The organism is Paenibacillus sp. FSL H8-0048, from assembly GCF_038002825.1.
Taxonomy (GTDB): domain Bacteria; phylum Bacillota; class Bacilli; order Paenibacillales; family Paenibacillaceae; genus Paenibacillus_AQ.
This window is the reverse complement of the sequence record NZ_JBBODF010000001.1, coordinates 6,255,924-6,282,596: the sequence shown is the minus strand read 5'-3', so window position 1 is coordinate 6,282,596 and position 26,673 is coordinate 6,255,924. Positions and strand designations below refer to the sequence as shown.

The 26,673-nt window shown below is 55.3% G+C and carries 23 protein-coding genes; 3 read left to right on the top strand and 20 right to left on the bottom strand.

What is annotated here, in order from left to right:
* Positions 1-2 precede the first annotated feature (2 nt).
* The gene (locus NSU18_RS27300) at positions 3-1,244 is read right to left on the bottom strand and encodes a serpin family protein (RefSeq protein WP_341150534.1); all 1,242 of its coding nucleotides are present in this window, start codon (positions 1,242-1,244) and stop codon (positions 3-5) included.
* A 193-nt stretch (positions 1,245-1,437) separates the two neighbouring features.
* On the opposite strand from NSU18_RS27300, the gene fabV reads away from it, so the two are divergent.
* The gene (gene fabV / locus NSU18_RS27295; protein WP_341150533.1) at positions 1,438-2,628 is read left to right on the top strand and encodes an enoyl-ACP reductase FabV; all 1,191 of its coding nucleotides are present in this window, start codon (positions 1,438-1,440) and stop codon (positions 2,626-2,628) included.
* Between the two features lie 118 nt (positions 2,629-2,746).
* Here the strand turns inward: fabV and NSU18_RS27290 are convergent, their stop codons facing one another.
* The 3 genes from NSU18_RS27290 to NSU18_RS27280 form a co-directional block, all read right to left on the bottom strand.
* Positions 2,747-3,457, bottom strand: a complete 711-nt coding sequence (locus NSU18_RS27290; RefSeq protein WP_341150532.1) for an ABC transporter permease — start codon at positions 3,455-3,457, stop codon at positions 2,747-2,749.
* Positions 3,454-4,299 (bottom strand): ABC transporter ATP-binding protein, encoded by an 846-nt coding sequence (locus NSU18_RS27285; RefSeq protein WP_341017298.1) that lies wholly within the window; start codon positions 4,297-4,299, stop codon positions 3,454-3,456. Before NSU18_RS27285 ends, NSU18_RS27290 begins: the two co-directional genes overlap by 4 nt.
* A gap of 105 nt (positions 4,300-4,404) precedes the next feature.
* A complete protein-coding gene (locus tag NSU18_RS27280; protein ID WP_341150531.1) occupies positions 4,405-5,301 on the bottom strand; it encodes a LytTR family transcriptional regulator DNA-binding domain-containing protein in 897 nt (298 codons plus the stop codon).
* Between the two features lie 148 nt (positions 5,302-5,449).
* Between NSU18_RS27280 and NSU18_RS27275 the strand changes: the two genes are divergently transcribed.
* Complete coding sequence (locus NSU18_RS27275) at positions 5,450-5,908, top strand: hypothetical protein (protein WP_341150530.1); 459 nt, start codon at positions 5,450-5,452, stop codon at positions 5,906-5,908.
* Between the two features lie 107 nt (positions 5,909-6,015).
* Positions 6,016-7,158 carry a glycoside hydrolase family 88 protein gene (locus NSU18_RS27270; RefSeq protein ID WP_341150529.1) on the top strand — a complete coding sequence of 381 codons (1,143 nt, stop codon included), beginning with the start codon at positions 6,016-6,018 and terminating at the stop codon, positions 7,156-7,158.
* On the opposite strand, the gene NSU18_RS27265 is transcribed toward NSU18_RS27270, so the two are convergent.
* From NSU18_RS27265 to NSU18_RS27190, 16 genes are all read right to left on the bottom strand, one after another.
* Positions 7,153-7,812 (bottom strand): response regulator transcription factor, encoded by a 660-nt coding sequence (locus NSU18_RS27265; RefSeq protein WP_341017290.1) that lies wholly within the window; start codon positions 7,810-7,812, stop codon positions 7,153-7,155. The two genes, NSU18_RS27270 and NSU18_RS27265, sit on opposite strands and share 6 nt — an antisense overlap.
* The gene (locus tag NSU18_RS27260; protein WP_341150528.1) at positions 7,790-10,171 is read right to left on the bottom strand and encodes an ATP-binding protein; all 2,382 of its coding nucleotides are present in this window, start codon (positions 10,169-10,171) and stop codon (positions 7,790-7,792) included. The genes NSU18_RS27265 and NSU18_RS27260 overlap by 23 nt, the downstream gene beginning before the upstream one ends.
* A 33-nt stretch (positions 10,172-10,204) precedes the next feature.
* Entirely contained in the window at positions 10,205-10,384 is a 180-nt protein-coding gene (comX, locus tag NSU18_RS27255; protein ID WP_341150527.1) for a competence pheromone ComX, read from the bottom strand.
* Positions 10,385-10,529: 145 nt separating this feature from the next.
* Positions 10,530-11,447 carry a polyprenyl synthetase family protein gene (locus NSU18_RS27250; RefSeq protein ID WP_341150526.1) on the bottom strand — a complete coding sequence of 306 codons (918 nt, stop codon included), beginning with the start codon at positions 11,445-11,447 and terminating at the stop codon, positions 10,530-10,532.
* 109 nt (positions 11,448-11,556) lie between these two features.
* Positions 11,557-12,339 carry a hypothetical protein gene (locus NSU18_RS27245; protein WP_341150525.1) on the bottom strand — a complete coding sequence of 261 codons (783 nt, stop codon included), beginning with the start codon at positions 12,337-12,339 and terminating at the stop codon, positions 11,557-11,559.
* Between the two features lie 18 nt (positions 12,340-12,357).
* Positions 12,358-13,185 (bottom strand): SagB family peptide dehydrogenase, encoded by an 828-nt coding sequence (locus tag NSU18_RS27240; protein ID WP_341150524.1) that lies wholly within the window; start codon positions 13,183-13,185, stop codon positions 12,358-12,360.
* Complete coding sequence (locus tag NSU18_RS27235; RefSeq protein ID WP_341150523.1) at positions 13,169-14,083, bottom strand: thiopeptide-type bacteriocin biosynthesis protein; 915 nt, start codon at positions 14,081-14,083, stop codon at positions 13,169-13,171. Before NSU18_RS27235 ends, NSU18_RS27240 begins: the two co-directional genes overlap by 17 nt.
* 12 nt (positions 14,084-14,095) lie before the next feature.
* Positions 14,096-16,036, bottom strand: a complete 1,941-nt coding sequence (locus tag NSU18_RS27230; RefSeq protein WP_341017283.1) for a YcaO-like family protein — start codon at positions 16,034-16,036, stop codon at positions 14,096-14,098.
* Complete coding sequence (locus NSU18_RS27225; RefSeq protein WP_341150522.1) at positions 16,033-17,343, bottom strand: hypothetical protein; 1,311 nt, start codon at positions 17,341-17,343, stop codon at positions 16,033-16,035. Before NSU18_RS27225 ends, NSU18_RS27230 begins: the two co-directional genes overlap by 4 nt.
* Positions 17,324-18,424, bottom strand: a complete 1,101-nt coding sequence (locus NSU18_RS27220) for a hypothetical protein (RefSeq protein WP_341017280.1) — start codon at positions 18,422-18,424, stop codon at positions 17,324-17,326. Before NSU18_RS27220 ends, NSU18_RS27225 begins: the two co-directional genes overlap by 20 nt.
* Positions 18,405-20,963, bottom strand: coding sequence for a lantibiotic dehydratase (locus NSU18_RS27215; RefSeq protein ID WP_341150521.1), 2,559 nt, complete (start codon positions 20,961-20,963; stop codon positions 18,405-18,407). Before NSU18_RS27215 ends, NSU18_RS27220 begins: the two co-directional genes overlap by 20 nt.
* A gap of 39 nt (positions 20,964-21,002) precedes the next feature.
* Positions 21,003-22,166 carry a M20 metallopeptidase family protein gene (locus NSU18_RS27210; RefSeq protein WP_341150520.1) on the bottom strand — a complete coding sequence of 388 codons (1,164 nt, stop codon included), beginning with the start codon at positions 22,164-22,166 and terminating at the stop codon, positions 21,003-21,005.
* Positions 22,150-22,875, bottom strand: a complete 726-nt coding sequence (locus NSU18_RS27205; protein ID WP_341150519.1) for a hypothetical protein — start codon at positions 22,873-22,875, stop codon at positions 22,150-22,152. Before NSU18_RS27205 ends, NSU18_RS27210 begins: the two co-directional genes overlap by 17 nt.
* Positions 22,872-23,732: an ABC transporter ATP-binding protein gene (locus NSU18_RS27200; protein WP_341017274.1), complete on the bottom strand. Its 861-nt coding sequence runs from the start codon at positions 23,730-23,732 to the stop codon at positions 22,872-22,874. Before NSU18_RS27200 ends, NSU18_RS27205 begins: the two co-directional genes overlap by 4 nt.
* A gap of 42 nt (positions 23,733-23,774) precedes the next feature.
* Positions 23,775-25,616 (bottom strand): YcaO-like family protein, encoded by a 1,842-nt coding sequence (locus tag NSU18_RS27195; protein ID WP_341150518.1) that lies wholly within the window; start codon positions 25,614-25,616, stop codon positions 23,775-23,777.
* Entirely contained in the window at positions 25,613-26,671 is a 1,059-nt protein-coding gene (locus NSU18_RS27190; RefSeq protein WP_341017272.1) for a hypothetical protein, read from the bottom strand. Before NSU18_RS27190 ends, NSU18_RS27195 begins: the two co-directional genes overlap by 4 nt.
* Positions 26,672-26,673: the final 2 nt, after the last annotated feature.

Below are 26,673 nucleotides of genomic sequence, written 5' to 3'. Positions count from 1 at the left end.
ATTCAATCCGTGCGCTGCGGATTCTCAATTGCTCCAAGAAACAGCACGACTCCGGTCTGCGTGTCCCGGATAGCGTACAGGAACGGCCGGTTAACATTCATTTCAAAGGGCTTATCTGCTGGAGGCGCTGCTCCGGCATCCATTTGAATTAGAGTAGAGGCCGCTGCCTCCGTTCCCTGCTCGTTCACATCGATATAGGTTCTGTGGATGACCTGTGCAAAATATATCGGGTCGTCCAGATCCGCCATAAGGGAGAAATCGCCCCGGTTCGGATCAAAAGCCAGCTTCACGCCCAGCGCCTGCAGCGCCTTGGAGAGCTCTGTCCCATAGCTGGCCGTAAATCTTGGCAACAGCAGCGTCCCCGGGGTACTGGAGAACCCTTCATCCAGAGGCAGAGTCCCCTGCTCCAGATGACTCACAAGCTCCGCGAGCGAAGCTTGTTCACCCGGGAGAACCACTACCATCTCCAGCTGTCCCTCTCCGTAGGGAAGCTTTACCGCCTGCCAATCCTCATGCGCTGCATACTCGAACATTCCGCCCCGCTTCATCATCATCACCTGCACTGCCGGTCCGTCCGGTGGATAAAAGTCCGCCTGCTTCGTAGCCTCTTCCTCGAACACATCGGTCCAGCCGCCTTTGAAATACAGCGCATTGACAAGGACGGCCACAGCCTGCGGTCCGGGCGGCTCCGTGAGCATCTCCTGAATCTTATCCCCCGTATGGTCTGCCACCCATCCGTTAATCTCCTTCACAGACTTCTCTGCAGCCAGGTCCGTGGTCTTAATCTGCGCATCATAGAAATCCTTACCGGTCTTGAGATAGTCTCTGCGCAGCGGCAGGCCCTTCATCCCCCAGACCGAATTCGCGATCTTCAGCTCCACGCCCGGTCCTCCATGATTCATGAGCTTCATTAATGACTGATGGCCGGTATTCAGCTTCTGCCGTTCGCCCGGCGCATAGCCCAGCAGCTTCCCCAGCTCCTCTGCCGTCTCGCCGGCACTGCCGTTATAGGCCAGGGCCAGAGCGGCAGCTACACTGTAAGGGGATATCGTCAGGTTCCCGCCCCCTTGCTTCCATAACTGGCTGAACAGCTTCACGCCCAATTGGTTGCTGCTCTCAGCCAGAGCCGGATCAAGCTCTGCTGCGGCAGCCTGTCTCTCCGTGTAATTCATGCCCGAACCTCCTCCACTGCAGCCGCCCAAAATCAGCACGGTTAGTATAAGTACGGATAATCTTTTACCCATGCCAAGCCCTCCCCGAATTCTCCATAGCCTCTCTATCCACTGACGCTGCGGATTGGGAAAAGTTGCAAATTATTAGCGGCAGGCCTACAAAATTGCTATTCGTTATATTGAAGGCTTATCTTTCTATGCCATCATTTGCTATACTCTATATTAACGAAAAAAGTTAAAAACTAAAACAAAGGGGATATCCTTGATGATTATTCAGCCAAAAACACGCGGCTTTATCTGCACAACAGCTCACCCGGAGGGATGTGCCGGACAAATACAGGAACAGATTGATTATGTACGTTCCCAAAAGAAGCTTACCGGCCCGGTGAACGTGCTGGTCATCGGCGCTTCCACAGGCTATGGACTGGCTTCGCGGATTGCCGCTGCCTTTGGCGCGGGCGCGAACACCATCGGCGTCTTCTTCGACAAGGCTGCTGAAGGCACCCGCACCGCCTCCGCAGGCTGGTACAATTCTGCTGCCTTTGAACGTGAAGCAGCCAAGCAGGGGCTGAAATCCTTCAGCATCGTCGGCGATGCCTTCTCGGACGCCATCAAAACCACAACCATTGATCTGATCAAAGCCGAATTCGGCACCGTTGATCTGGTCGTGTACAGCGTGGCCTCCCCTCGCCGCACCCATCCGGTAACCGGGGAGTTGTTCTCCTCGGTAATTAAGCCGGTAGGCCAAGCCTATTCGAACAAGACGATGAACTTCCATACCGGAGAGGTCACCACCGTTACCATTGAACCGGCTACAGAGGATGAAGTCCGCCAGACCATCGCCGTGATGGGCGGAGAAGACTGGGGCATGTGGATCAGCCAGATGCAGGAGGCCGGTGTGCTTGCAGATGGAGCAACTACCGTAGCGTACTCTTATATCGGCCCCAAGATTACGCATCCTATCTACAAGGACGGAACTATCGGCCAGGCGAAGAACCATTTGGAGCAGACCGCTATTGCCTTGAACGAACAGCTCTCCGCTACCGGGGGCCGGGCCTTCGTATCCGTGAATAAGGCACTGGTTACCCAGTCCAGCTCGGCGATCCCGGTAGTGCCGCTGTATATCTCTGCCCTGTACAGAGTCATGAAGGAGAAGGAGCTGCACGAGAACTGCATCCAGCAGATGTACCGTCTGTTCGCGGACCATCTGTATAACGGCGGTGAAGCCGCTGCGGACGGCAGCCACCTGATCCGCATTGACGACTGGGAGATGCGCGAGGATGTGCAGATCGAGGTCATGAGACGCTGGAATGAGCTGGAGACGGGTAATGTGCCTGAGCTGGCGGATCTGGCAGGCTATCAGGACGACTTCTTCCATCTGTTCGGCTTCCGTACCGAAGGCGTAGACTATGAAGCGGAGACAGACCCTGCCGTAGAGATTCCTAATATGGTGTAAAAGCTTGAAGTTTGCTGTACGCAGCGCAAGAAAGCCGCCCCCTCCCGGGAGCGGCTTTCTTGGCGTTCTATCCAGCCTTCGGCGCGGCCTGCGCCATAATCCGCACAGCACCGCCAGTCTATTCGTCGCGGAGCCGCTTCTGGTACAGCACTACAGACACAAGCGTCAGCACAACTGTCCATGCCGCAATAATCAGCAGAGGCGACCACACCTCTGCTGCCGGATAACCGGCAGGGCTCAGGTTCAGCAAATGTATTAATTGGCTGCTTGGCATATAGTCCAGCACTCCTAATACTGGATAATCCTTCGCCAATACTGCTACCAACGGTGCACCCATGAAGATGCAGGCTACCGGGATGATCGATAAGGACGCATCCAGCAAGGTTTTGGAATAGAGACCGCAGATCGTCCCGGCTGCCGTGTAGAGTACAATGGAAAGCACGATCGCGGCTATAAATGCCCCTATATTTGCAGGCTCATAGCCAAATAACAAGGCAGTGATGGTGAGAACCACCGCTGACATGACAAAGACCAGACTGCTTTTGCCCATGAGCACATCCATTGTAGTAGCCGGAGTCATCATAAGGGACCGCAGCGTGTTACGCTCCTTCTCTTCCGCAATCAGACAGGCTTGAGCGAAGCAGGTCAGCAGCACAAACGAGCTGTTGAACAGAAGTCCGGCGGCTCCCGGCAAGGATGTACCTGCACTTTTGAACAGCAGCGCAAACATAATCGGAAACAGCAGCATAATGGATAGCGCATAATTGCGCGAGAATTCCTTGTAATCCTTCACAAAGATCGCGCCGGCCCGCTTATAGGAGATGTTCATAGCAGCTCACTTCCCGTCATTTTGATAAAAATATCACCCAGACTCGGTTCCTTCGTCTCTACCCGCTCAATGAGCCCCCGCTTCATCCAATCCGCGATCCGGTCCGCCGTATCCCCGTCCACCGGAAGCTCATGAGCCTCTCCGCTGGTCAGCTCCACCCGGATCACGTTCTCCCGGTGCTGCCGCTTCAGCTCCCGCGGAGAGCCGATGGTCTGGATGCGTCCCTGGTAGAGAATCGCCACACGGTTACAGAGCAGCTCTGCCTCCGCCATATCATGCGTGGTGATGAAGATGGTCGTGCCCTTCTCATTCAGATAACGCAAGCCCTTATAGATATGCGCTGAATTCACAGGGTCCAGTGCCGAGGTCGGCTCATCCAGGAACAGCAGCTCCGGCTCATGGATAATGGCGCAGGCCAGCATCACCCGCTGACGCATTCCTTTGGACAGCGTATTTGTTTTCTTTTTGCGCTCACTGCTCAAATTAACGAACTGCAGCACCTGATCCACCGCAGAGCGGGGAAGCTCATACAGCTTCCGGTACAGCTCCAGATTCTCCTCTATGGACAACCGCTCGTACAGGCCGCTGTTATCGGTCAGAATGCCAAAACGCATCTTCTGGGCCGACTGCTGCATCGCCTCTGCCGGCTGATCGAATACTTTGGCCGCTCCGCCTGACGGCTTCAGCTGTGCAGTCAGAATCTTAATCAAGGTGGTTTTCCCTGCACCGCTCGGACCAAGGAACCCGAAAATCTCCCCCTTTGGAATACTGAAGGACACCTCTGTCAGCGCATCTCTCGCCCCGAAGGTCTTGCGGACCTGCTCTACCTGAATAACCGCCATCTCGCCACATCCTTTAGTTGTTGATGGCTTAACGTTATCCAGAATTCAGCCTTTCAGCCACCAAAACCGGGTGAATTGTACCCATTCCGGCCTGAACGGTACCTTTTACAGCTTAAGCAGTGCCTTAAGTTCCTGCAATTTGGAGCGGGATAACGGGACCACGGCCTCCTTGCCGGTGTTCAGCCGCAGACTGTAGCTGTTCTTCGTCCAGGTAATGATCTCGCGTACCTTTTGCAGATTGACGATGTAGGACCGGTGGCACCGGAAGAAGCCGAAATTCAGCAGCCGCGCTTCGAGCTGGGTCAAGGTCAGGGCACAGTCATAATGCTCACCGCCGACATGCACCAGGATAGAGCCTTCTACACTTTCAATAAAATCAATCTCAGGCGGGTCAAATAAGATCACCTTATCCTCCCGTTTGGTCGAGACCTTCTGTAAGGTGATGTTGGCCTCATCCTGCTTCTGTGCCTCCTGCCTGTCCTCTTCCGAATCGCGGATATCCAGCTGATGAAGCCCGGACCCGCTCAGCCGGTAGATGACATCACAGGAGATCAGCGCATCCTCCAGATTCGAGGTCAGAATGAGCAGCCTTTTCTGCTGCGCCAGGTCATCCAGTATCCGCTTCAGCTGGCGGCGGTCCTGCTCCTCCAGATAGAAATACGGCTCCTCCAATACGAGCGTGGACTGATGGGCGAAAAAAGCCCGCAGCAGGGTCACATACACCCTTTTCGAAGAGCTGAGCTGCATCAATCTGACCTTCCGTTCCTCCTTCAGCGCAAAATAATCAGTTAACACAGCCGCCCGCTCCTCGCGTCCCGACATCCGGATCAGAAACGAGATCAGCTCCTCTACCGTGAGCCGCATATATTCGTTCTGCCCGGCCCACGACAAATAATTGCCGGAATCCCGGGACAATTGCTCCATTAACAATTGCTTGCGCCTCAAATCTGTGATAATACCAACCGAAGAGTTCGCTGACAGATCAAGCTCGAGCTTCGGCATTATTAATTCTCCGTCTTCATATATAGGTTGAAATTGCATGTCTTCCTCCCGCTCCAGGCTCTCTAGGATATATAATGCAATTATAGAGTTTTGCCATGTATTTGTCAGGTATGGTCACTATCTATGCAAAGGAAGAAGGATTTCTGCGATGGGACTGCATGCTCAGGGTTTTATCATCTCATTACTCGTATTACTGCCGAATCTGATATTCCTATTCTTCCCGCCCCGGAGTGTTCCTGGCTCCCTGGACTCCGCCCCGCTGGTCTTCACGCTCCTGGAACGGGCAGGCCAGATCACCTGCTTCATGATGCCTATTCTCTTCGGCCGAATGATTTCTGCTCAGCCCCTGGGAGTATCCGCTGGAATGATGGCACTCTGCATGCTGGTTTACTACGGCTGCTGGGTGCGTTATTACCGGAGCGGGAGAGCTTTTGCGGTGCTGTTCAAGCCTTGGCTCGGCATCCCCATTCCTATGGCCGTCTTCCCGGCCCTCTATTTCCTGCTGCTTGGCGTTTGGCTCCAGTCCTGGCTGTTCATTGTTCCGGCCTGTCTGTTCGCCGCCGGTCATTCAGTCAACAGCTGGAGCGTCTACGGGCAGGTCCGTTGATAGCAGATCCGCAATATATCTATAGATTTGTGCAACAAACCTACAGCTTGATCGGCTTATAATGTGGTTGAGCACACTATAGCGATATTATGGAGGTTATGGCGGGTATGATGAACTGGGAGCAGGCGATTGAGCAGACGCTTACGACTACGCGGCTTAATGTGAAGCGATTTGGGGAGAGGTTTCCGATTGTAAGTATGGGGGACGGCAAATATCATCTGACCGACCACACCAACTGGACGGAGGGCTTCTGGCCCGGCATTCTATGGCTAAGCTATGAATACAGCCGGGACCCGGAGATTCGTGCCGCCGCCATCCAGGCGACTGACTCCTTCCGCCAGCGCATGCGGGACGGGCAGGCGCTGGATCACCACGACATCGGCTTCCTCTACTCGCTCTCGGCCAAGGCCCGCTGGATTGCAGACAAGGATGAAGCCTCGCGCCTGCTCGCCTTGCAGGCAGCGGACCAGCTAATGAAGCGCTGGCGCCCCGGTCCGCAGCTCTTTCAGGCTTGGGGGGCCGAGGGCGATGAAGACAACGGCGGACGGATCATTATCGACTGCCTGATGAATCTGCCGCTCCTCTGCTGGGCCAGCGGACAGACCGGCGACCCGGCCTATGCCAGGGCAGCCCGTATTCACGCCGAGACAAGCCGCCGCTTCCTGGTGAGGGGCGACGACTCTTCTTACCATACCTTTTATTTCGACCAGCAGACGGGGGATGCCCTTCGCGGGGGAACAGCACAAGGGTATCAGGACGGCTCCACCTGGACGCGGGGACAGGCCTGGGGTGTCTACGGCTTCGCTCTCGCCTACCGCAGCTTCCAGGAGCCTCATTACCTCGAAGCCTCCAAAAGAATGGCCCGCTACTTCGTGGAGCATCTCCCTGCTGACCATGTAGCTTATTGGGATTTCGATGCTCCGCAGGAGGAAGGTACCCCGCGCGACAGCTCCGCCTCCGCCATCACCGTATGCGGTCTCTTGGAGCTGCTGGAGCATCTGCCGGGGAATGATCCGGACAGGGACTATTTCAGTAATGCTGTGAACCAATCCATGGACTCGCTGATCAGTCACTACTTCACCGCAGGCCACCCGTCAGAAGAGGGATTTCTGCGGCACGGCTCCTATTCGGTCAGAGGCAACGCCTCCCCGGATGATTTCATGATCTGGGGCGATTATTTCTTCCTGGAAGCACTGCTGCGTCTTGCGCGGGGAATTCCGGGGTATTGGTACGAGCGGGGAGGCCTATAAGAAATTGCGGTCTCCGATTAGTCCCAGTTGCTTGGCCTTCACCGTAGCCTCGGAACGGGAATGAACGCCAAGCTTCTCGAACACCCGGGTCAGATTATACTCTACGGTACGCTGGCTCATCAGCAGCTTACTGGCAATGTCCTTATTGCTGCGGCCGTCCGCCACCTCCTGCAGAATCTCCTGCTCCCGCTCGTTAATAGAGATATCTTCCATCTGCTGCTCATCACGGGAGGCAGACACCCGCATGTCACTGCGGCGAAGCTGCCTGAGCAGGCTGACAGGGATAACGGATTCTCCCCGGAGCGCACAGCGGATGGCGGTAAGCAGCTGTTCTCTGCTCGCTGTTTTGCTGACTATGCCCGAGACGCCGGCTTCCACCAGAATGTTGAAGTTTGAGCTGATCTCGTAGCCTGTATAGATCAGAATCCGGAATTCCGGATTGATGCTGATCAGCCGCTTGGTCAGCTCAAGTCCGCTTAGTACAGGGATATTCAGATCAAACAGCATCAGGTCGTATTCCCCCGATTTAGCCATTTCCAGGGCCTCCGGTGAGCTGTACGACACGGTTACATCCATCTCGGGGTCCTGCTCGATCATATTTTTGGTCCCTTCGCAAACCGATGGATGATCGTCAACCAGTAATATACGAATCATCATCATAACCTCCTTCTTGAATGCCGGCTGTCAGCGGAAGCACAAGCCGTACTTCAAAACCCTGATCCGGCGCCGATGCAAATTTGATCTCGCCGTCCAGACTCCGCACACGCTCCTGAATACCAGATATCCCCATGTGACCGAATGAATCCTTGAGCTCCTTGAGATCCAGCCCTTTCCCGTTATCCTTATAATAGAAGTATAATCTACCGCTATGGGATTCCAGCGACAATATGATGTGTGAGGCCTTGGCATGTTTGTCTGCATTTCTGAGCAGCTCCTGAACGATGCGGTACACCGCCAGAATCTGGACATCATCCATTTCTATGGTATCAGGCTCCGTCTGAAGCTCTACCGTGTAATCGGAACGGATCTGCTCCTGCTGGATCAGCTGCTTCAAGGCTTCCACAATCCCCATCTCCATTAACAGCGGCGGCCTAAGCTCATTGCAGGTCTGCCGGATCTGATGGATTACATCAAGGAGCCCTTCCTTAATCTGGTCGAGCTGAACAAGCAGGCCAGGCTCCATCGGGTAGTCCAGCATCAGCGATTCCAGCTTGCGGTACCAGATCAGCTGATCCTGAAGTGCCGCATCATGCAGGTCGGAGGCCAGCCGGCGGCGTTCGTTCTCTGACAGGGTGAAGATCAGACGCAGCACCCATGGCGGAGCCAGCGCATTGCGGTTCTTGATTTCACCCTCCAGATTCTCAATCAATCCCGCTACAAGATACAGGTTCTCGTAGATAATGCTGCTATAATGCGCTAAGGTTTTCAGCCAGTTTTTCTCAGCATAGTTAAAACTGGTGTAGTTTGTTTTGTCATCGAGCCAGAGAATATGCCGGGAGGGACCATAATTTCCAATCACCAGGCAAATCCCCTGATACATCCGGGTCATTTCACCAGCGGCAAGACCATTGACCGCCTGCTCCAGGTCCTGCTCTATCCGCGGATCGGCTCTCCCGTCACTGGTCACACTCGCCTTACCCTGCTCACTCCCGCGCGTAATCTCCAGAAAAGAAACCGTACGTACCGCCAGCACCAGTCCAATCTCCCGCTCCAGAAATTGCTCCAGGTCCGACCGCTTCATCACCTTCGAGATGCGTTTGGAGAAACGGTCAATACTCCCCTGGAAATCCTGTAAATCCTTCATGAAATAAGGACGCAGCCGGTAATCCATCAGTTCCTTGAAGAACAGAAACAGCGTGATCATCAGATATACCGCGAGAAAAATTTGCACCCAGACAATCCAGCCGTACGGATTCTGGTGAATCAGCAGGCCCATAACACCAAGGATCAGCAGCGCGGGAACCAGCGACAGCGCCGTATAATAGAACAGCCGGTTAAGCAGAAAATCGATATCAAACAGTCTATGGGTCACGAAAAGGTAAAAGTAGACCACAGGAATCGCATATACAAAGATCGCGGTCATTTCTGCGGAAATAAACGTCACGCCAAACAGTCCTGGCAAAGCGTTAAACAGCAGGAACGGTGAAAAAGCCACCGCATGCGCCGTCAAGGCAAACTTGAACAAGGTATGCAGCTCACCTGCCCGGTGCTGGCGGAAGCCCGAAATCAGCTTATAGACAATCAGGAAATTAGCGGCTACAAAAAAGATCAGCAGCGTTTGCGTTTCAAGCGGATGAATCCGCCGGGTCAGCGCCACATCCAGAATCATCAGCACACTTACCAGACCTGCACAGACATACATAACGTTCAGAACGGCTCTGGACAGGAACGGCTCCTTGAACCTTTGAAGATAAGCCTGCATAAAGTGAACGAAAAAAACGGGAACAACAGCGAAGCTGGTACCCAGACACACTCTCCCAACCTTATCCGCCATCCCGGAGGGCGTTGAACTGAAGTAGCTTAGCCCGATACTGAGAAAAAACAGAATGAGCTGCAGCGCAGCACGGTCATTCCGCTTTTTCCGGTATACGTATACGGAGAATCCGAAGAGCAGCAGCAAAGAAATGCCGGGGATCACCAGACGGAAGATCAGCTCATGCGCAGACAAGCCCGGCTCAACCTCCAAGCTGGAAGTCACCGGGTTGCCGCCCGGTTCCGTATGCTGAATGACGAGTGAATCCACATTCTCAATACTGTTGTATTTGCGGATCGTCTCCAGAAGCAGCGGATCTTCCCCGTTAGCCTTAAGAACCGTATCTCCGGGGTGAATTTTATGCTCGCTCCAGCTGCCCGCTGCAACGCTAGTTACAGTAACTCCGCCTTGCGGCGTTAACTTCACATCGATTCCTATCACAGGGCGTGATAGAATCACATAGGTCAAATATGCGGCCAAGAGAACAAAAATGGACAGGCCCGCAATAATTTTGGGATGATGGCTAGATAATTTAGGCAATGAGACAAGCCTCCAGGAATAAATTATATGCTTTTAACACCAGTACATCTCTCTAAGAAGAGTCTGGCCGTTATCTTTATCGCGGCTGTTCATAACATCCATCAGGGCCCGCTCTTCCAGCACAGACATTCCGGCAAGCTGAAGCTGTCCGCTCTGTAGCTGCATTAGGGACCCCGGCTCTTTTACCAGCTTACGGATGATTTCTTGTAACATAATTTGCTCCCCCTTATTATTGGTTCGTTTCTTCTTCCTGCAACCAATATATCAGGTTATCCCCCCGGGCAAAACGACATTATAGCCCGTAATTACCGCCAATCTGTTGCGGTTCCCCGCATGCGGTATTGCGTGGCTCCGGGCACTACATTGCGGCCTCAATAATGAGATCCCGCCACTTGGAATCCAGTTCCATACGTTCAATGACCTCCAGAAACCGGTAATAATGCGAACGCATCCGCACCGAGGTATACAGCTGGGTGCCCGTACGTTCCACCGCCTCGCCGAATTCCGCGAACCGGTGCAGCACATCCTCCGGCTCCAGGCTGCCGGCAAAGCATTCCGCAATCCACTTATCGTTCTCCCCGATCTCTGCAAGCAGGAACAGCAGGGGCAACGTCCGCTTGCGGCGGATGAAATCATTTTTGCCATCCCAGTTCAACAGATCCCGGTAGTCATTCTTGATCTGGGCAGCAATTCCGATCTCTTCGGCATATTCGGCTACGCGCTGATCTGCACTTCCCGTAGCCAGAATTACACCGGTCATACAGGCACATACAAGGAGCGCCGCTGACTTCTGCCGCACCATGCTGAGGTAATCCTCTTCGGTCTCAATTTCATTGAGCAGGTCTAGCGTCTGTCCGTTAATGGCTGCCAGAAGCTGATCGTTGAATAATGCTGCAATGCTTCGGACCTGTTCGGCAGGCCAACCACTGCGGAGCAGAGCCTCCTGGGAGAGGCTGAGGAAACCGAGGGCCAGATTAAGGGCGATCTCCTTGGGCATCCGGCACCACGGCATATCTGTATGATCCTCATCCTGTATGTCATCGATAATATCAAGCGCCAGAATCATCATTTCCACGGCAGCAGCCGCTTTATATATCCCGGTATCCTTCCCGCCGAACATCCGGTAGTGCAGCAGGGTCATTTTACCAAACAGCAATGATTCTGAACACTTTATCTTGATGGCCGCCTGGGCCGCTTCGTGCAGCAGCTTCACCCTGAAGTACCGGTCGATCTGAGTCTGAAATTCGGTCATTACGTTTACTATAAAATACTCCATGAACCGTCCCCCGCCTCTGTATCTATCATCTTCTGCTTCTCATGGTTCATTTTAATAGATACGGCCCGGGAATTCCATTGTTTTCCTGTAAAAGAAATCCTCTCATTCTCTATTTCTGACATTGACAATGAGCGGAACGCGGGGAAATCAGGCTGGTGTAATGCATTGCACCAGCATCTAATACAATTTTACGCTCATGTACGTTAGAGAGAAGCGTAATGTATGAGCTGTAATGATCGACCAGCGCGCGCAGGAATTCCTCCTCCAGCACAGCAGACCGTTCCCCTGACAGGGGGCTTGTCCAGCGGATATGATAGGTCTGAAGCCTGTCGATAAGGCAGTCGAAGCAAAAGGATGGATGCAGCGCGTAGACCGGCCCGATCTCCGTAATCCCGCCTTCTGCTACCCGGCAGAGAAATATAGTATCCCTGCGTTTCAAATCAACCTCCTTACGCAGTCTCCGCAGCTGCAAGGGATCACTGTACATTACAAGATGATGCTGCGGGGCATTCTCATCCTTGATTAAAGGGGCTGAAGCATAAGCAAAGGGGACACCGGCTCCGGCATACCGTATGACCCGAATCTCGGAGCGCAGATACCCGCTGGTCAGCACAAGTGATAGAGCATACGGGTCCACGTCGGCATCCACACCTGTGAACATCTCTTTGAAGCGCTCAAGCGCCGCCAGATGAACAGGGTCCACCAGGATGCCATTCTCATACAGCCGCCCCGCCCCCTTGGAGTCAGCAGAGAGCTGACGGTCTTCAAGCACCCGCTTCAGCCGCACCGGATCACGGTGGGAGATCGTGTAGAGCGGGCTGGTCCGGCGGTAGCAATTCATGACCTGAAGAGTATCCTCTGCTGCCTGCAGTTCAAAAAAAGCATTCAACATGTTCTTCTCCTCCTTCGTTTAGCCAAGCACTATGCCATACACACAGTGCTGGTATTTATGCTCCCTTAACAGCAGAAGCTCCTCAACCTTGTCCGCAAAATACCCGCAGATCGGCAGCGTATTCTTATCCATGGCGGTGCTGAGCAGCTGTACATTCTGGGCAATATGGCCGGCTTCGAGCAGGGCAAGCTTATAGGCCAGACGGCCGTATTTCTTGAAGCTGTATTTCAAATCCGCCATGAAGAACAGCAGAATGGATGCCCCTTCCAGCGCCAGGCTTCTCGCATCCGTCTTGTACAGGGTCATGGGGAAAAGACGCTCCAGTTCTTCCGGCGGCAGTGCGCTGCGGAACCGGTACAGCTCTTTTTGCAGCGGCGCATAATAGTACACACCGTCCTCAAGCCCTTCCACTCCGCGGATATACATATACAGCTTGATCGAATACATCGCCCCGCCCGAAGGATAGGTCCGCATGGAGATCTGTTTGCCTGCATGATGGCTGCCCATATGCCGCTGCTCATCGCGCGGTCCGGCGGACCAGCACAGCAGGGCAGCCAGCTCGCCCAGTGACCAGGACGCCCCCATCTGGCCCAGCAGTGTAGATCTGCGCTTCAGCAGCAGCTTGTCGAGCCGTACCTCGTATTCCTCCGGCAGGGACGGGCCGCGTTCCAGGCTGACCTTGTCCAGGTATTCCTCCAGCGGGACTTCATTGCCGGGGAACTCGTAGTTGTCCAGCGGCCGCTGGTTGAATCTCCAGGCCACAGAGCGAGGCTCCTCCCCGGCTATTTCCCCGAACAGCAGATCATAATCATAGAACTCGGATATCTGATTATGGGACGGTAACATTTGAACCCACCTCCTGATTAATTGTGAGACTAGAGAGCGTCCGGTACAGCGCATATTCATATTCCGGACTGATTCCGCAGCGGTTGTTCAGCATATGCAGGTGCGAATACAGAATGGATCTTACCCGCTGTTCATTCTGCTCCGCTGCTGCAATGGCGGCATAGCCCTCCAGCAGAGCGGTCCGCAGGTGTCCGTAATTCCCCTCGCTGAGCAGCAGACGATCCACCGGTTCCCGCCAGTCCGGGTGCGCTGTACACCAGCGGACCAGCTTGGTTATCAGCTCCATGTCACCGAGCTGATACAGCCGCTGCCAGCTCTCCGCACTCTTGCGGTAAAAGGATTGGAGCTCCCCCAGACGGGGAAGTCGTGTAAAGAGACTCTCCGCAAGCTCTTCCAGCACCCGCATTCCCGTCAGCAGGCGCCGGGTGAAGGCACTGCCGGCCGTCAGCTCCAGGATACAGGCGGCCAGCCTGCTGGACTCCATGAACAGGGATTCCGTCAGCGGCATCAATGCCGTACCGCCGTAGCGCTCAAATTCCGGTTCATACGGCTTGCTGATAATCTCGCCCTCCTCATACCAGTCCAGTTTCTGCAGCTCCAGCGGCTCCCCGTCGAATTTATGACCCTGGAAGTATTCTTCCTTGCTCAGCCTGCGGGCCGAGGGATAACGCTGTATATAGGCTCTCACCCTGTCAAACAGCTCGTCTTCCCCAAGCTCTCCATCCATCAGATACCGCACCCGGATATGCGGGCCGTCTTCCCAATACCTCAGGAAGAACCATTTCGAGATTCTTCCCGTGGCCGCAAGCCGCTCCAGTTGTTCGGCCAGCAGCAGAATCAGTCCGTCATACCCCGGCTGGAACTGGTAATACACCCTGTAGCTTTTCCACGTTTGCATAAATGTCCCTCCTTACGGGAATGGATGCGGATCGGGGTTCACCGTGAAATCTTTTCCCAGCCCCCGCCGCTCTCTTTCCCGGATCAGTCTTTCCATAATCACGCGTCTATGCTGCTCCCCGAACGTCATGGGCAGCATGCCGGGAACCAGCACCTTGGCCGCGCGGTACCCGAAGTCCGCCACTTCATCCGGAGTCACATCGGCTATATACAGCTCCCCGTAATGGTCAATGACGGCAGCGGCCAGCTCCTCCAGATCACCGGCCAGATCATCATGAGTGAACCGGCCTCCGGGGTCATAGGCATCCGGGTAGAGTTCCTCCAGAGAAGCTTTCTGCCGCCCATCCCCCCGCAGTACAAAATCCAGTCCCTGGCGGCAGTTGCTCTCGCTGGCATAATACAGAACATGGTCCTCGAATTCGGTGACCGCCCCCGGATTATTCTCAAGCTGCTGCGCTCTTGTGAATGCATGGCCGCCTTCCTTCAGCTCTGCCGCATAGATCGGCAGCGAGGTGATGACTTCCATCGCTGCGGATTCCACAGCCTTACCGGGAATAATATGGGCGGCGGCGGCATTATAGGCCTTCATGACAGCCCCCTCGCGCGTATCATACGCCAGCGCCCATACACTGGGCACCTTAAGCTCCATTGAAATATCGAAGAAGCGGATTTGAATGCCTTCCAGCTCCAAGAAATAGATGAGCTGCTTCAGCTCCTCCAGCGGACTGCCGGAAATGTCAATCTCCCGCAGGGGAAGCCGGTTGTACCAGGCGCAGAGGAAATTATCGCGTTCGATGACCTCGAACAGGCCATGCAAGGCCGCCTCTTCCCAGGTGCTGCCCAGTGCCAGGCCATTGGAGCTGTCGTAGACGAACCTGTTCGTTCCGCTTCTGAAATGTCCGTCTGCGAAGTACACCAGCTGCTCCGGCACCAGTACTTCCCTGCGCTCCTTCATGGAAAGCACCGGCGTCCAGTATACAGGCAGATTTTCCTTGTACTGCAGCAACCTAAAGGCCGGATGCGCCATGGCTATAACGTCGTGCAGACCGAATACCGCAGGGTCCACCGCCTGCTCAGAGACCTGCTCATAGGAGAACCTCTTCGCCGCAGGTGCGGTTCGGTCACACATTCCGCAATACCGCTCCAGGGCTTCAAGCACCGCCAGCTTCATGGCATCCTGCCGCCGGTAAGCCCGGCCGAAGCCGGTCTCCACATAAGCCGGACCGATCCGCAGCTCCATTCCGCCCGCTTCAATATAGGAGGAACGCAGTTCGCGGTAGCGGTGGGTGATCGTTCCGCCATCGGGATCATACCACTTGCGCAGGATCGCCTCTGTATTCATCTCTGAGCGCAGCCGGTAGATACGGCTGCCCTGCTTCACCGTATCTGCCGTCTGTGGATGGCGCGGTGCAGTCACAGATGGAGCCGTGCCGGAGCATACGGGACAGCCGTCATGCCTGCGCAGCAGAACCCCCTCCACGCGCAAGGCATCCCAGTGGATATGCTCAACATGGCCTATGTAACGGTGAAGATGATCCGCCGCAAGGAGGGCACCGCGGATACAATCGGCAGCGAATCCTGCCGCCTGCGGCTGAGGCACATACTCCGTCTTCTCGCCATAGAGCAGCGGCAACAATCCTTCCCTTCCGGTGTCCTTATATTTTTGCGCCAGGCAGGCCATGCAGCCCCCGGCGTCTGCCTGATGGTACAGGGGACCCGCAAGCAGCGTGTCCAGCAGATGATGGAGGAAGAAGATTCCGCCCGGACCGGGAGTCTCCCGGTAGAAGGGACTAAGTTCCTCCGCCAGCAGTTGATCCAGGATGACAAACAGCACGGAGCCGTCTGCTGCAGACCGCTCATCCGTCAAACGGTAAGGGATCTCCTGCTTCTCCAGCTCAAGAACAACCTCCCGCAGAAACAGACTGTCCGTCCGGTATAACACGGCTTCCTTCATAGCCCCTCCTCCTTTCGCTGCACCTGCAAGATGGTTATTCCCGTATTCTCCAGGACCGGGATCAACAGCTCCCGGCTGTCATATCTGTCCTGAAAGGCTTCCGTGAGCTCCTGCTCCGGCTGTCCCGCCGGTGCAGCGCTGGTCTGCTCACCTGCGGAATATGCAAGCGAAGTGCGGATACCATTCTGCTGCACCTGAGCGTAGAAGCGGATTAACGCTTCCTGAATGGCTTCCTGCTGATCGGGAGCGCAGCAGCAGCCGGTCCAGGCGCCGCCTGCTCTCCCGGCAGCAGCACGGTAAGCGCGGATTCCCGGAATCCGCTCCACATAGATCTCAAGCTGCTCCGCATCAGGTACGAAACGGCGAATCATGGCCTGTATCCGCGTATTCCCCGCAAGCGCTGTGAAAGCAAGCATCCGGCCTTCCAGCGCTGCCGGGCCTTCCTCAGCTTCCCATGCCATGAAGAGCTGCCCGGCCAGCCGTTCCAATCTGTGCTGCCGCCCGGCCGTAACCAGCCATTGTCCGGGCGGGCCGGGATGAACCTGATTCAGCAGCCGCTCCAGATTGCGGCAGGAGGCGCGGACGATCTGCTCTGCATTCCCCTCGCCGCTATGGTAGCTTCCGTCTGAAGCGGTGGCTATTTTATAGGGAATCTGCAAGAGATCATTTCCATGAAACACAAAGCTGTGCACAAGCTGGTTCTCCAGACGCTCCAGGGCATCCAGGCAAGTGGTCCAATTCACAATCTCCGCCGGTTCTGCAGAACAGCTCCCCTCTTCCCGCGCAGCAGAACGCAGAATATCGGCCAGCAGCCGTTTGGGCTCAACCACTCGCTTAGCGCCGCTAAGGTCAAGCTGAATGACGCGTTTGGCTGCCTGTGCTTCCTCCCCCTTCAGTCCTTCGCAGGCCGCTGCTATACTTCCGGCATAGCTGAGCAGGAGCGGCTGTGCCGCTGCACTCTTCCACTGCGGATTGCCTTCCTCCACGGCAGCGCTGATCTCCGGTTCGTCATCCGGGGACAGATTGCGCAGCAGCAGCGCTTTGTCCGGAGTGATCACCCGCAGTTGCCATTCCCCGCAGGAAGTAAGAATACCATCTGAATTCCCGCCAGCAGGCACAGAGCGCTGCTCCCCGGGAAGCAGCCGCGCCGCCAACGCCTCATCAACCGGCATCCAGTTTGCGGAGCGGTTACCGAACACGGCCTCCTTAAGCTTCCCGGCGGTTTGCGGGTTCACTTTTAACTGGTGCAGCCCCTGCTTGCCATATAGATACAGCCGCTCCTCCCGTCTAATGAACCAGTGTGCCATGTCCGCTCTCTCCCGCCATCTTCATCTCCAGATAACTGTAAGCATCCTTCCAGTCCATCCCGTAGCCTGACTCCACGCTCTCGGAGGCCACACCGGTGATACGCTGCTTGCGCATAGGCGAGATTTCCAGCATCGGCATTAAGGAATACAGGACAGCGGCTACGAAACGGTAGACGACGAACCCTTTGTCGTGATAATGCTTCAGGAAATCGGGGTTAGAGAAAAAAGTCTGATGAAACGCACTGACCTGATCATGCCGCTCGAAGAAATCATCGCCGTAATACAGCTTGTCATGCACCAGCTCTCCCCGCTCATACGCCTGCTCCAGAATTGTCCACAGTGAACTGATGAAGATCCGCAGCCGCCCGAAAATAAACTCCCGCTCAAACCGGCCTTCTGTGAAGCTTTGCACTCCGCCTGCTATAAATTCCTTTTCGGTATCCGTCCGTCCGTGCAGCGCTTTGTGAATTCTGGACTCCATCTGTTCATCTTTTCTGAACTCGGCCAGCTGGGTTTTGAAATATTCGAAATTGGAGCGGAGTGACAGGTACCCTATCTTAAGCCCCCCTGGACTGTGACTGCCGGTAATAAAAAACATCTTGGCCGCCTCCACATTCTGTCTGTCTTCAGGCAGCTCCGCCCAGGACTCATAAATATCCGCAATCAGCCGGCTCTTAAGCAGCTCAATGCTGTAATTCACTCTGGCGCTGCACAGCGGGTTCCCGTGGGTCAGCATACTGCCCTCCTCAACCGTCACCTCACCGTCACGGCGAAGCGGCAGGAACGTCCCGGAATACTCCTCCATCAAGGCCAGCTTATTCACCATACGCTCGTATTTCACATATTCCTCCTCAGACCGCTCACGGGAATATCGCGCAGCATGGCGGCGGATCAGCTCTTCAAGCTGCGGATTAGCATTAGAGGCATCCAGCGTAACCTTAAGATGGAACCCATAGACCCAGCTTTTCTGAAGAATGAGATTCTCCAGCTTAGAGGTCTGAACGAACGACAGGATGGACCGGACCAGTAAGGCAACCGCTTTGCTGTCGTATAAATAACAATTAATAGTTCGCAGCTGCATATTCCTCTTCCCCCCCGCATGTAATTTCGTAGGTATACTCCAGCACATGATCCCGCTCCGGGTCCGCCACCGGATATTCCTCTTCGATTAAGAGATGTTCTCCCTTGGCCGCAAGCTGCAGGAAGACCTGGAAGAGCAGCGGCGAGGACAGATTGATGAATTGCGGCTTACGTTCCGTCGCCTCTGAAGCCGGTTCAGTGCTTGTGCTGAACGGCCTGGCGAAGAAGCGGGCAGGAATTCCGTTACTGTCACAATAATCAAGGGTGCGCTTCCAGGCTGCGAAGCGGTCCTTCTCACTGAGCGCTCCCGATAAGGCTGAAGTACTGAGCAGCCATTTCTCCCGGGAAACCATCAGTTCATGTTCGCCCAGCCAAATCCGGGGAACATGGATAACCGTCTCATTCATTCCTGCTTCCGGCTTCAGCCGTTCACGCAGAACCAGCTCCCCAAGGTCGAAGTAACTGGTCCCATGCGAGGACAGGATATCGAAGGTCGTCAGAATGGCCGGGGCGGCTACCAGCACCAGCGTACCCAGAAATTGCGGACGTACGGTGTTACCCGTCGCAGGATCAAAGAACTCAGGGCTTTCTGTGGAGGGATTGTACCGGAATCCCAAATCCAGCCATGAGAGGGACTGCCCGCTCTCGGTCATAGACTGAATGGGCAAGGCGATCTCTTTCTGCACCGTTCTCTTACGGATATTGGCATTGAAGCCGAAGGTATTGCGGATATCTGCCACCTGATTACCATCGAAGCATTCGCGCAGATAAGCGGCGTATTCGCTGCCGGAGTCCTCCAGATATTTCAGGAAGCGGGCGAAATAAATCGAGAATCCCTTATACATATGGTTCAGTACCATACGCTCACCGCTCTCCTGTACAAAAAACGAGTGCGAGAGCAGCCGGTCCCCGAGCACCTCCTGAATCTCACTCTGCCAGGCTGCTGTCTGTGTGTCGGAGATGAGAATCTCATCCTGTGCGGCGGCTTCGTTCAGGAATCCCGTCAAGCGGCTGGCGATATTGTGCAGACGCTGAGTCTTCTTATGGCTGAAGGCTTTATCCCAGTTGAACAGTCCCGACGTCTCCTTCAATAACTCCGGGTCCGAGAAGAATACCTGGGCCATATCCCGGAGTACTCTTGAGGCCTCCTGCGAGTTCCCGGGAACGTAACTTGTACCGTAATGGCTCTTGAAGAACTCCCCGGCGGCGAATTGCATCTTAACGACCGTATCAAAGCACATCATCAGCCATTGATAACGGGACAGCTGGGCCAGCCGGCCTTCACGGCCCGGATAGTCCTGGGTCTGCACCGTCTCATTGATGCCGTCAATATACAGCAGGCTGCGGCGGGGCATCGGCTCCAGACCGAACAATGCGGCCAGCGCTTCAGCACAAGCATACAGGCGGTCCGTAGCTTCCACATCCAGTGTGTCGCTGAATTGTCCGGTCAGGGCGTTCAGTTCGTGCAGCAGCGGAATACACGCATGATCAACCCCGTAATACTCCAGCTTCAGCAGCAGCTCTTCCGTCAGATTGCCGGCCTGCTCATTCAGATAGTCCGTCCGCTCCAGCACTCCGTTACTGATCAGCTGGCACAGCGTATTGTCTGCCTGTTCACCGGAGACACCAAGAGCACCGAATACCTCCCGCATCGCCGGATACGGGAGCACCTCCGCCTCCTTCAGACTCCCGAACAGCTCACGCAGTGCTTCACTGGCGCGCAGTGTGACCAGCCCCTGTCTGGATTTGTACAATTGGCGTTCACCCTTGGTGTTCTGCAGCACGGTAATATAATATTTCCCCTCAAGCTCCACGCAAGTAGCATTCAGGCGGTATTCGAGCCGCGTAATCCACTCCGGCTCCAGAAATAGCTTGTCGTAGATTTGCAGGATCAGCGAATCATTCAGCCGGGGATAGAGCCGCTTGGCGCCTGTCTTCCTCACTCCACTGAAATTCCCGATTCCGGAATAAGTGAGATTCGCGAAGGGGCTGGTCTTCATACTGGCCCGCGTCAGAAATTTAACCAGGGTATAATCCAGCTTGCGCAGATTCCGGTCATGCTCCTCAGCCGGAGTCCGCAGGTATTTATCAAGCTTGGCGGTAATCGCACTGTTCACAAACGTCAGCGCATCCCGCAGCTCCCGGTCCTCCAGATAGATTCGCTGCAGCCAGCGGCGGTCCGCTGCGGCAAGCGCCTCGAATGCCTTCTGCACCTCTTCCATCCGCTCCCGTTGCTGCTGCCGCAAGGCGAAGACCTGCCGGATCTCGCCGCGCAGCTCCTCTGTGAACAGAGCCTCCACTTGGCTGTACCGCTTCTCGGCACTGGCCCGCTCATTGAAGAAGTCACGCTTGAACCGGATCGCCTCCATCCGCTCGTCATCCTGCTCCAGGCTGCCGATCTGGCGCTGCATTTCTTCCGTTATCTCAGCCAGCCGCAGCGCCGGTTCTCCCGCGCTTTGCCGCACCGCTGAATACTGTCCGCTAAGATTACCCATATACTGGGCTACATATCTAAGCGGGAAATTGGTTTGTCTGTACATATAAAGGGGGGCTACCCGCATTTTTCCCACTCCTGTCTATTATTCGGGGACCCTCCGGGACCGGCCGGCCTGCCCGAACATTTGAATAATGGCCTGATAACTTTGGAGTCCAAACAGCAATGCATGCTCGTCAATGTCAAAAGCTCCGGTGTGAACGTTGTTATTCTCCCGCACATAAGCGCCAATGAAATAGTAACAGGTCTTCACGCCAGGCAGTTCCCTGGCATAGAAGGCAAAATCGTCGCTGGAGAACAGGAACGGTGCCTCCAGCACCTGCTCCCGGCCAAACCTCCTGCCAAGCAGCCGGGCGGTGAGCCCCGCAAGCGCCGGATCATTCACGCAGCAGGGATACTCGGAAATAATCCGGCTACCCAGAATCCCCCGCACCTGAGAGGAGGCGGATACGGCATCTATTAGCTGCTGGTACCCGTCCCGGAGTGCGGCTGCTTCCGCAGAGCGGAGAGTAAGATACAGCTTCAGCCGGTCCGGGATCACATTGTAGTAGCCATTCGTTTCCACATGCGTAACCTTGCAGAACTGCCCGGCTGTATGATAAGCCTCTTGGAAATGCTGCACCTCAGCAAGTACCTGGAGAACATCCGGCTGGTCAGAAGCATGGCCGGAGGCCAGCTCCAGCAGCAGCTCAGCGTTCAGACAGCCTGCCAGAGCAAGACCGGGCCGCAGGGAGAAATACCCGGCATACAGATCTGGTGTGACATGAAGCGAATACAGGTATTCCAGCTTCTGCGCCTGAAGCAGGGGGAGGAGCTCCCGCGCTCCCGCCATCACTTCCTCGGCTGCCTGAAAGATAAAGCAGCAGTTCACGGCCGGTGCGCTCCGGTCCACCCAGCGGATGAGCTGCAGCAGAATGGACATATGGGCATCATGTCCGCACGCATGGCTTAAGCCGGGATGCATGCTCCGGTAAGGAGCATCCGCCTTGGCATCCTCAACCGGCAGGGCATCCAGCTCTGCCCGGAATCCAATGACCGGCAATCCGGCGCCGCCCTGATATGAAGCAATGATCCCTTTATCCGAGGAATGCTCGATCCTGATTCGGCTGGTATGCCTAACGATGTAATCTTCAATATATGCCCGGGTCTTCTTCTCCTGCCGGGCAAGCTCGGGGATACGGTGCAGCGCCCTGCGGGTCATCCGCAGCTCTTCCAGCTCACCGGCTCCTGGCTTAAGCGGCGACTGCATTCTTTTTGTAGCGGTAGACTACGAGAGTTACGATCAGCAGCAGCCCGATGTTCAGCGTCATCATCAAGATGCTCTGAAGGGCATCGCCTCCGGTATAGAGTGTCTTAACCGCTTTGCTCAGATAATAGCCCGGGAAGAAGCGCTGGATATGGGTCATGAAGCCCGGCACCGAGAAGCCCAGATCATTCGTGATGTTCATAGACATGAAGGCCAGGTACAGCGGGAAGGAGATGGATTGCAGCGACACAATGTCCAGCAGGAACCCGAGAATCAGGCCGAGGAAAATATAATATAAGCTGGAGTACAGCGCCAGCAGCTCCATCTTCAGCAGCACCGTGTCCATTCTCAGGTGGAAGACAGCTGCGCCAAACGTGATGATTACAGCCGCGATAACCACATTCAGAATCAGTTGAACCAGAGCGGTGACGAAGATGAACTTGCCCTGCGAGTAAGGAGTGACAGTGTAGATGCTGCTGATATATGACTTCTCTTTGGCTACCCGGGTGCTCAGCGTATTCAGCCCGCTGCCCGCTGTTCCGAACAGGGTACAGAATACCGCCAGATAAGTAATAAACTCCCCTTGGCTGTGATCCGGCTTCACGAAGGCATTCAGTGCAAGGAAGAACCCAAGCGGCATCACGAGTGTGAAAAATACAAATCTCTTGTTACGCAGCACCTTGAGAATTTCATAGCGGATAATTGTAATCATGCCTGCATCACTCCTTCTTCATAGTGGTCATAAATTTCACGGTAGCAATCCTTAACTTCCTTAAGCCGTTCTTCATAAGGAATATGCCGCTCCTTCAGGACATCCACCAGCCGGGATTGCTCTGCCGGATGAAATACATACAGCCGTCCATCCTCCACCAGACCGCCGAACCGGCGCTGCAGCTCCTCTGCTTCCTCTGCTTGCGCGGGATGCACAACGAGGATTTTCTGGGCATTCAGATCCTCCTTGCTGACAACCGCAGCGACCTTTCCTTCTTTAAGGAAAATAAACCGGCGGCAAAAGTCGTTCAGCTCATCCAGATGATGTGAGGTTACAAATATGGATTTGCCCTGCCCCTGCAGCTCCTTGATCTTGCTCCAGAACATTCTGCAGGCGGTGACATCCATGCCGACCGTCGGTTCGTCCAGGAACAGCAGCTTCGGATTGGCCGCCAGAGAGAGGGCGAAGGACAGTCTGCGCTTCTGCCCGCCGGACAGGCTCTGCACCATGCTGCGGGTCTCTTGCACCAGATCCCCGGCCTTCAGCAGCTCATTCGTATCCACCTTGGATCTGCTGTAGCTCTTATGCAGCTCAATCAGCTCCTTGACCCGCAGTCCGTCGGGAAAAAGATCCTTTTGCAGCATTATTCCGACATCCTTATGGTTATCGAAATGCCGCTCTATGACCCCGGCATCGATACTGGTAAGCCCCAGAATGGAACGGATCATCGTCGTCTTCCCCGCCCCGTTCGGTCCGATTAAGGCGATACTTTCGCCTTCCGCCACATCGAAGCTCACTCCGGCCAGCACCTGCTTATCCTTGAACCGCTTCTCTACATCTTCTAATTTCAGCAGCATTTGCAAGTTGTTCTCCTTCTTTCTGTTATCGTTTATTGTGTTTCAGGGAAATGGATGGGGCGCCTGATAGGCCTCTGCCGAGTCCATCCTCCAGTGCTGCGCAGCCTGCCGGATACGCCGTCCGCAGAGCATCCGGCTGGCTTCACCGAACCACATGGGCTGCATCTGAGGCACAAGCACTTTGACTGCCTCCAGTTCAAGCGCCTTGTATCCTTCGGGTGTCTGACGGACGATGAACACTTCGCCGTAATGCTCTGTCATCCGGTCCAGCAGCCTTGAGGTTTCTTCTGCCAGATCAATCACCGTATGCTGAAGCTCCCCGTAGAACCGGGCAAACCGCTCGCGGATGCCATATTGACCGCCACCGGCCAGGAAGCCGAAGTGATGCCGTTCCTCCTGAAGGAAATAGAGAATCGGATGATCCTCGACCCGCTGTACCCCTTCATGGCGGATGCGCCGGGCTTTCTCATGAATCTCTGCGGTATGAGTGCCGTAGTATTCCAGCGCCAGCAGCATTTCCTCCAGCGCCGAGAGGATGGCCTTCTCCGGATCGGGATGGGCACCCGCCGTACTGTAGGCCGCGAACTGGTTCCCGGTCTGTCCCAGACAGAGAGCCCAAATGACAGGAATCTCTGTCTCCATCGTGATGTCGAACAGCTGTACGGTATACCCGAGTGCCGTAAGCCGTCCGGTCATATAAGTGATCTGTGCATTCTCTGCCGAATCCGGCAGAATCTCAGGCGGTGAACGCCGCAGGTACCAGTGATTCAGGAAAGCATCCCGCTCAATCAGCTCCAGACAGGCATAATAGATACCGTCAAGCACGGTTGTGCCCAGTGCATTCCCGTTGGAATTGCCTTTGTAAATCCGCGGCCCGGCTGAATATCCGTCATCCGGCTTATAATAGGCCAGGCATTCCGGGACATAGACTGTGCCTTGCCGCTTCCAGCCGAAGGCAGGTATCCAATTCAAGGGCAGCTCCTCATGGTAAGCGGCTATCTGTCCGCTTCCCTTCACCGCACCGGTGAACAGCAGCGGATCGATGGCTGTCTCCCGCTTCTGCAGACTCCGGGTGCCGGATCTGATACTCAGCCCTTCCCTGCCGCGCGGGTGCATTCCCGCATAACGTTCCAGCGCCTCACACCTCGACTTTAGCTCGCTGGCTCTATAATCAGTAGAGCTGCCGATGCCCAGCTCATAGGTCTCCTCCCTGTAGATCCTGAAGAAGCTGGTCAGCGAAAAGAAGGAACGGGTATTTCGATCCCGATAAATCATAAAATTGGAGTCGGCATTGCCTGGCGCGAACACGGCATCGCATACCGCAGTGGACTCAGCCCGGTATGAACTGCCATACCGGAACATCGCTTGCCGTTCGAACGCCTGGCGGATCACGGCGGTGTCGTCCTCCGGTTCAGCTTCAGCACAGGACTTGCAGCGCTGTGCGGGCCAGAAGGAATACCTGCGGACATTACCGCCGCCAGGCTCCAGCCGGTAATAATCCAGCACTCCGGGCGTTCCAGCCTGCCGGAGCAGCAGAGCCAGACACTCCTGCACCAGCTCTTCATCCACGCTGTAGCTGCCAACAAGTTCGCTTCGGCCTTCATCTCCAGGCAGCCGCTCATTCGCTCTAAGGTTCTCGTTCCTCCGTTGCGCGAAGCAGGACGGACAGCCTATCCCGCCCGGATTGAAGACAGGTCCGGCAAGCACTTCGTGAACATCCACGTGCAGAAGTGCAAATCTCTCCTCCCGGGGCCAGTTCCGCTCCCTGCCCCGCTGGTGGGCGTAGGCTATGAAGCATAGCAGCCGTTCCCCGCCGAGCTCAAGCACTACCTGTTCCTCCAGGCGGTGTATCGCCTGATCCAATGTCATTGCAGCTGTCCTCATCGCCATTCACCCCCTAAGAGAGCGAAGCCGAATTTGCGGGACAGACCGTCCTCATACCTGCACAGCGTACCACCGGCCGTCTCAGGAGAAGGAGACGGGTAAGGCCAGGCAGGATCACAATCCTCTCTACGAATCCGGCTCCATACCCGGAACACCGCATCTTCCAGGTCTTCACCAATTGCCCTGTACAGCTTCCCCTCATATTCAGCCTCCATAAGATACACAATCATCAGGGCTTGTAACTTCTTATGCCTGACCTGTGAAGGAACCGGCTGCTCCGTACCGGGCCAGAAGGCAAGGCAGCCTGAAGTCCAATCCCCCTGCTCCAGTTCTTCGGCATCCCCGGCTCCGTGGCGGTTCAGGTAATGCAGGTAGGCGGCCTGGTCAGTTAACCCCGGCGATAGCTGACGATAGCTGTAGCATTGCTCCAGTACATAAGCATACAGATCCTCCAATACCCGGCGTTTGCTGGACCCGGCGAAGCTCACCACCCTGCCGCAGACTTCAGCGTCCAGCCTCCAGTAACGGTCGAAACGGAATTGAATGTTCTGGACCACAGCGCTTACCAGCTCCTGTGAAAGAACCCCCTCGTCAACGGCTCTCTCCTCCAGATGCTCCAGCGGACTGCAATGAAGCGGGCAGCATTCGGCATGAGCCACTTCAGGCAGGGACTGGATGGACTGAAGTCCGCAGGCATCCAGTCTGACCAGCTTGTTACCGGTATACTTCCTTGCACTCATAAAGGCAGGAAGCTGTAATCTGAACCGGCTTGCTACAGGATACTGCAAGCCAAGACAGCGCGGGCAGACTCCGGCGGACAGAATCACCCGGTCACCCAGTTCATACGCAGCTGCCTCTATGGATATCTGCTCTTCTCCGTTCAGCTTGTGCCGGAGATCCTTCAGCCGCTGTGCTTCGGCAGGAGACGGCTGCGGATTGGTAAAGAGCCGGACAAGCGGCTCATAACCTGCCGTTTTGAGCCTGAGCCTCCTTTTGCGGCCAATGACTTCAGCGCCATCTTTCGTTTCCAGAATACGTACCGGTTGCTCACCCATCG